The sequence below is a fragment of the Streptomyces sp. PA03-6a genome, from assembly GCF_033792765.1.
GTDB lineage: Bacteria > Actinomycetota > Actinomycetes > Streptomycetales > Streptomycetaceae > Actinacidiphila.
The window spans coordinates 24,055-30,241 of sequence record NZ_JARAVK010000110.1 but is presented as its reverse complement, the minus strand read 5'-3'; the positions used below and the strand labels follow the sequence as shown (position 1 = coordinate 30,241).

Below are 6,187 nucleotides of genomic sequence, written 5' to 3'. Positions count from 1 at the left end.
GCCGCACACCACCGCCCCACTGCAGCACCACCCCGACAAGGAGAGACCTGATGCGTTACACGACCTTCGGACACCGGACCGGACTGCGCGTCTCGGAGTACGCCCTCGGCACCGGCAACTTCGGCACCCGCTGGGGCGCCGGCGCCGACCCGGACGAGTCCCGCCGGATGTTTGACAGGTTCGCCGAGGCCGGCGGCACCTTCCTCGACACCGCCGACAACTACCAGTTCGGCGAGTCGGAGGAACTGCTCGGCCGCTTCATCGCCGCCGACCGCGACCACTTCGTCGTGGCCAGCAAGTTCAGCGTCGCCTCGACACCGCAGGTGGACATCTCCAAGACCGGCAACAGCCGCAAGAACATGATCCACTCGGTGGACGCGAGCCTGAAGCGCCTCGGCACCGACTACATCGACCTGTACTGGGTCCACTTCCCGGACGAACTGACGCCGATGGAGGAGATCCTGCGCGGCCTGGACGACCTGGTGAGCTCCGGCAAGATCCTGCACGCCGCCCTGTCGAACTTCCCCGCGTGGCGCGTCTCCCGCGCCGTCACCCTCGCCGAGCTGAAGAACTGGGCCCCCGTCGCCGGCATCCAGGTCGAGTACAGCCTCGTGGAGCGCACCGCGGACCGTGAGGTGCTGCCGATGGCCGAGAGCCTCGGGCTGGGCGCCGCCCTGTGGTCCCCGCTCGGCGGCGGCCTGCTCACCGGCAAGTACCGCGGCGGCGACGAGGGCCGGCTCAGCGACCTGAAGACGCTGATCCACACCGAGTCGTCCGCCCAGAAGACCGCGGTCGTCGACACCGTCCTGGCCGTCGCCGAGGAGACCGCGGCGACTCCGGCGCAGGTGTCCGTGGCCTGGCTGCGCGAGCGGGCCGCCCGCGCCGCGACGTCCTTCGTGCCGATCATCGGCCCGCGCAACACCGCCCAGCTCGATGACTACCTCGGCGCGCTCGACGTCCAGCTCACCCCGGAGCAGTACACGAGGCTCAGCGAGGTCAGCACCGTACCGCTCGGCGTCCCCCACGAGGCCACCGCAGGCGTGCTGGAGCGGGTCCGCGGCGGCGACTCCTCCCTGGTGGTCGAGCCGCCCCGGCCGGTCGTTTGACCCCCTGTGACGGCGCGGCCCCGGTCACGACCGACCGGGGCCGCGCCCGCACGTGCTCCGGTGGACCGGATTCCCCCGGTCCGCGATGCTGGGGTTCCGCACCACGACTGCGGGGCGGCGAGGAGAGGAAGGACGGCGCGGCATGCCCATCATCTCGCGCGGATTCCACGGTCGGCGCCCCACGTCGGGCAACGAACTCCCGCCGGGACAGTACGAGACCTTCGACTTCCCCGTCATGTCCGCCGGCCCCACCCCGCGGATCACCCGGGACGACTGGGAGTTCACCGTCACCACCGAGGACGGCACCCGCCACCGGTGGGACTGGGCGGAACTCATGGCGCTGCCGGCCGAGACGCCGACCGTCGACCTGCACTGCGTGACCAAGTGGTCGAAGTTCGGCACCCACTGGCGGGGCGTCTCCCTGGACGTGCTGCTCGCCGACGTCGAGACCGCCGCCGAGTACGCGCTCGTTCACTCCTACGGCGGCTACACCACCAACCTGCCCCTGGAGGACCTCCTCGACGGACAGGCGTGGATCGCCCACGAGTACGACGGTGACGAGCTCGCCCCGGAGCACGGCGGCCCCGCCCGGCTGCTGGTCCCGCACCTGTACCTGTGGAAGTCGGCGAAGTGGGTCCGCGGCATCCGGCTGCTCCTGGACGACGAGCCGGGCTTCTGGGAGAGCGTCGGCTACCACGACTACGGAGACCCATGGCGCGAACAGCGGTACCAAGGCGACTAGGCGACCGCCTGCGCTGGCAGGCCGCCGAACTGGTGGAACGGCGCGCCGAGTCCGAGGCGGCGTGGACCCTCGTGTTCGACGTGCCCGGCTGGCCCGGCCACCTGCCCGGACAGCACCTCGACGTCCGGCTCACCGCGGAGGACGGCTACAGCACCCAGCGCAGCTACTCCCTGGCGTCCGCGCGCGACGGCGACCGGATCGAACTGACCGTCCAGCGCGTCGAGGACGGCGAGGTCTCGCCCTACCTGACGGACGACCTCGCCGTCGGCGACGCCGTCGAGATCCGCGGCCCCGTCGGCGGCTGGTTCGTCTGGCGCCCCGAGCAGACCGAACCGGTCCTGCTGGTCGCGGGCGGCTCCGGGCTCGTCCCGCTCATGGCGATGGTCCGCGCCCGCGCCGCGGCGGGCAGCCGCGCCCCGTTCCGGCTGCTGTACTCCGTGCGCACGCCCGGGGACCGGTTCTACGCGGCCGAACTGGACCGGGGCGAGCCCGGCCTCGACACGACGTACGTCTTCACCCGCTCGGCGCCGGACGGCGGGACCCGCCCCACGGGCCGGCTCCAGGCGCGCGACCTGGCCGAATGGGGCTGGCCCGCGGACTTCGAGCCCACCTGCTACGTGTGCGGCCCCACCGGCTTCGTCGAGACGGCCGCGGGCCTGCTGGTGGCCCTGGGCCACTCCCCGGACAGGATCCGCACCGAGCGGTTCGGTCCCAGCGGGGGATGACCCCGCGCCACCGCACCGGAAGGAGACCACCCCACCCATGACCGAGCGCTACGCCGCCCGCGTGATCGAGGTGCCCGACGAGGGCATCCGCCTCCACCCGACGGAGGGCTCGGCACCGCCCGAGCAGCCGACCGAGGTCAACCTGCTCGGCATGGCCGTCGCCCTGGCCCTCGGTGCGGCCGGCTACGAGCACCACCCCACCCTGCGCGACCCCCGGTTGCAGACCCTGGACGCGCTGCTCGCGGGCGAGGCCGTGATGCCCTGGCGTCCGCCCGCCGCGCAGGCCGGGACCGCTGCGTACGTCGAGTGCGAGCGGTCCGGCTCCGGTGTCTTCACCTGCGCGGTCCGGCACCGGCCCGCCGACGGGGCCTGAGCGCCGGCTGTGCCCTGGGGGTGGTACCGCCGTTCCCAGGTTCACCGGGGCCTCCCCGACCTGCGATGGAGGGCGCCGCGCCCGCTGTTCCAACGGATCGACGGGTGGTGGTCCGGAGACGGACGCCACGCAGACCGCGGATGAGGAGAGCAGTGCCGATGCTTGCCACCGTCACCGCCCCCGAGGACCGATGGTTCGTGGGATTGCGGTTCAGCACGGCCCGGGGTGCCGTGCGCAGCCACTACTACGTGGTCGGCGAGGCCGCCGACGCGGAGGACGCCGTGCGGACCGCCATGCTCCGCGCCGCGGACGCCTACGAGTGCGCGGCGCGGGGGAACGCCGTGATCGACGGCGTCGAGGTGCGCCGTCTGCGATGGAACCCCCTGGGCTGGGCCTACCTCACCGCCTCGGACCGGGACGCCGGCGCAGCCCTGTACCTCGGGCACGGCGCCACGGCAGACTCCTGACCCTCATCCGGGCGGCACTGAGGCGGGACGGCGTGGAGCACCTGATCACCCTGGACGACTCCGGCCGCATGGTGGCCACGGACCGTGCGGCCCTGGCACGGGCGGTGGCAGAACTGCTCGACGGCCCCCTCGACCGTCCCGAGCCGCTGCGCAGAGCGGGCCTGGGACACCTGGTGCTGGGCCGCCACGAGGAGGCCGTCGCCCTCCTGGAGCGCTCACTGGCGCTCGCCGGCGAGCGGTTCGCCGTCGCCGTGCACCTCAACCTGGCAGACGCCCACCGCTACGCCGGGGCCCTGGACGCCGCCGAGCCCCACTACCAGCGGGCCCTGCGCCTGGCCGAGGCACATGCCCCGGACCTGCTCTCCTTCTGCTTCCAGCACTTGGGCAAGCAGCGCCTGGACCAAGGGCGCACCGAGGAGGCCCGCGCATGGCTGGAGAAGGCCCTGCACCGGCGGCGCGTCCAGGGTGAGGCCTCACTCGTGGCGGCCACGGAGGCGGCACTGCGGCTCGTCGACCGGTCCGGACACGCCGCTTCCCGCCGCCCGGCTCCCGGTGGCGCGGCCGGCCCCTCGGTGGGTTAACTGGGCTAGTCGATGGGAGGTGGACCGTGCCTCGTGACCAGCGACCCGGGCATGGACCGTGACCGGCACCGGCAACGGCGCCCCGGACGGGGCGTGCGTCTTCGAGAAGGCCCTGTTCGAGCAGGCCAGGGCGGGCCTCGAGGTGTACGACATGCGGTTGCGCGTCCTGCGCGCCAACCCCGCGGCCCTGGCCGTGCGCGGGCTGCCGGCGGACGTGGTGATCGGCGCCGCCCTCGGTGACCTGGACGACCGGATCCCGCTCTCGCCCGTCATGAACGAGGTCCTGGAGGGCGGTTCCGCGGTCCTCGACCGTCCCGTCAGCGCGTACCCGGCCACCGATCCGGGCCACCGCCACGACTACGCCGTCACCGGCTTCGTCCTGCGGGACGGCGGACGGCCCGTCGGCGTCGCCGCGATGGTCCACGACGTGACCCGCGACCTGCGCAAACAGAAGGAACTGGACCTCCTCAACATGGCGCGGGCCGGCATCGGCAGCTCGCTGGACCCGCTGCGCACGGCGCAGGAACTGGCCGACTTGGCGGTGCCGTGCTTCGCGGACGCCGTCGCGGTCGACCTGATGGAGTCCGTGCTCACCGGGGACGCGCCCGTGGGCCCGGTGACGGTCCGGCTGCCGATGCGGCGCGCCGCGTTCAAGTCCCGCGACGGGCAGTACGGTGCCTACCCCGTGGGGAGCGCCAGTCACTTCGCCTTTCCCACGCCGTACACGCAGGCCCTGGGCGACCTGCGGCCCCGGCTGGTGGACGCGGTGCCGTCGTCCGGCGGATGGCTGGTGCACGACCGGGCGCGCGCGGAGTTCATCGCCCGTTCCGGGGCGCACTCGCTGATCGTGACGCCGCTGACCGTCCACGGGCTGGTCATGGGCCTGGCCAGCTTCTACCGGGGCGGGCCGCGCCCGGTGGCCTTCGACGAGGAGGACCTGTCGCTGGCGACCCAACTGGCCACCTGCACGGCGATCTGCGTCGACAACGCCCGCCGTTTCACCCGCGAGCACACGGTCGCCACCGCGCTGCAGCGCAGCCTGCTGCCGCGCCTGCCGCCCGAGGCGGCGGGGGTGCGGTCCTCGCACTGCTACATGCCCGGCCGCTACGGCGCCCACTGGTTCGACGTCCTCCCGCTGTCGAGCTGCCGGGTGGGGCTCGTCATCGGGTACGTCGCCGGGGAAGACCTGCAGGCCTCCACGGCGATGGGGCGGCTGCGAACCGCCGCCTCCACGCTGGCCGCGATGGACCTCCCGCCCGACGAACTGCTGGCCCACCTCGACGACGTGGGCCGGCGGTTGGCGCGCGAGCAGGACGCGGACCCGGTGACGCTGCACCACGCGCGGCCGCCCTTCACCGCCTCCTGCCTGTACGTGACCTACGACCCGGTCACCCAGGCATGCGCGGCGGCCTCCGCCGGGCACGCTTCCCCGCTGCTGACCGGGCCCGACGGGGTGGTGAGCACGCTGGCGGTACCGGCCGGGGCGGCGCTCGGCCACGGCACGCCCTACGAGACGGTGACCACGCAGCTGCGGGCCGGCAGTCTGCTGACGCTCTACTCCGACGGCAGCGCGCACCGCCACCCGGCCGAGGCCGAGGAGCGGCTCACCCGGCTGCGCAAGGTGGTCGCCGAACCGGGGGCCGCCCCCGAGGAGGTGTGCGACGAGATCGTCTACAAGGTGCTGCGCGGTGCGACCCCGCAGGACGGCGCCGCCCTGCTGCTGGCCAGGACCCGGACCATCGCCCCCGACCACATCTCCAGCTGGACCTTCCCCGCCGAGGCGCCCTCCGTCCGCGAGGCCCGCCGTGCCGCGCACGGCCGGCTGGCGCAGTGGGGGCTGGAGGACCACGCCCCGGTCACCGACCTGGTCGTCAGCGAACTCGCCACCAACGTCATCCGGCACGCGAAGGGCCCCATCCAGCTGCGGCTGATCCTCGACCGGGGACTCACCGTCGAGGTGCACGACGACGCCGACACCGCGCCACACCTGCGCCACGCCCGTCTGCAGGACGAGGGCGGACGCGGTCTGTTCATCGTCGCCTCCCTCACGCGGCACTGGGGCACGCGGTACGAGGAGACGGGCAAGACGATCTGGGCCGAGCAGGAGCTGCCGAACCCCTGAGGCGGGCCGCCACCGGGGTCCGTTCGCCCGCGGCGCCCGTCGGGATGATCGCACCGCGCGGCACGTCCGAT

7 protein-coding genes are annotated in these 6,187 nt (G+C 73.6%); all 7 read left to right on the top strand.

The features are described 5' to 3' along the window. Positions 1-50 precede the first annotated feature (50 nt). The 7 genes from PV350_RS25035 (at position 51) to PV350_RS25005 (ending at position 6,116) form a co-directional block, all read left to right on the top strand. Entirely contained in the window at positions 51-1,106 is a 1,056-nt protein-coding gene (locus tag PV350_RS25035; RefSeq protein ID WP_500336216.1) for an aldo/keto reductase, read from the top strand. A gap of 142 nt (positions 1,107-1,248) precedes the next feature. Beyond that, positions 1,249-1,848 carry a sulfite oxidase-like oxidoreductase gene (locus PV350_RS25030; RefSeq protein ID WP_499515724.1) on the top strand — a complete coding sequence of 200 codons (600 nt, stop codon included), beginning with the start codon at positions 1,249-1,251 and terminating at the stop codon, positions 1,846-1,848. Then, positions 1,818-2,573: a ferredoxin reductase gene (locus tag PV350_RS25025; RefSeq protein WP_500336215.1), complete on the top strand. Its 756-nt coding sequence runs from the start codon at positions 1,818-1,820 to the stop codon at positions 2,571-2,573. The genes PV350_RS25030 and PV350_RS25025 overlap by 31 nt, the downstream gene beginning before the upstream one ends. A gap of 37 nt (positions 2,574-2,610) precedes the next feature. Continuing rightward, a complete protein-coding gene (locus PV350_RS25020; protein WP_500336213.1) occupies positions 2,611-2,946 on the top strand; it encodes a hypothetical protein in 336 nt (111 codons plus the stop codon). 158 nt (positions 2,947-3,104) lie between these two features. Further along, entirely contained in the window at positions 3,105-3,413 is a 309-nt protein-coding gene (locus PV350_RS25015; RefSeq protein WP_499515727.1) for a hypothetical protein, read from the top strand. A gap of 32 nt (positions 3,414-3,445) precedes the next feature. Further along, the gene (locus PV350_RS25010; protein WP_500336211.1) at positions 3,446-3,994 is read left to right on the top strand and encodes a tetratricopeptide repeat protein; all 549 of its coding nucleotides are present in this window, start codon (positions 3,446-3,448) and stop codon (positions 3,992-3,994) included. A gap of 58 nt (positions 3,995-4,052) precedes the next feature. Then, positions 4,053-6,116 (top strand): ATP-binding SpoIIE family protein phosphatase, encoded by a 2,064-nt coding sequence (locus PV350_RS25005; protein WP_500336209.1) that lies wholly within the window; start codon positions 4,053-4,055, stop codon positions 6,114-6,116. The last annotated feature ends 71 nt before the right edge of the window (positions 6,117-6,187 follow it).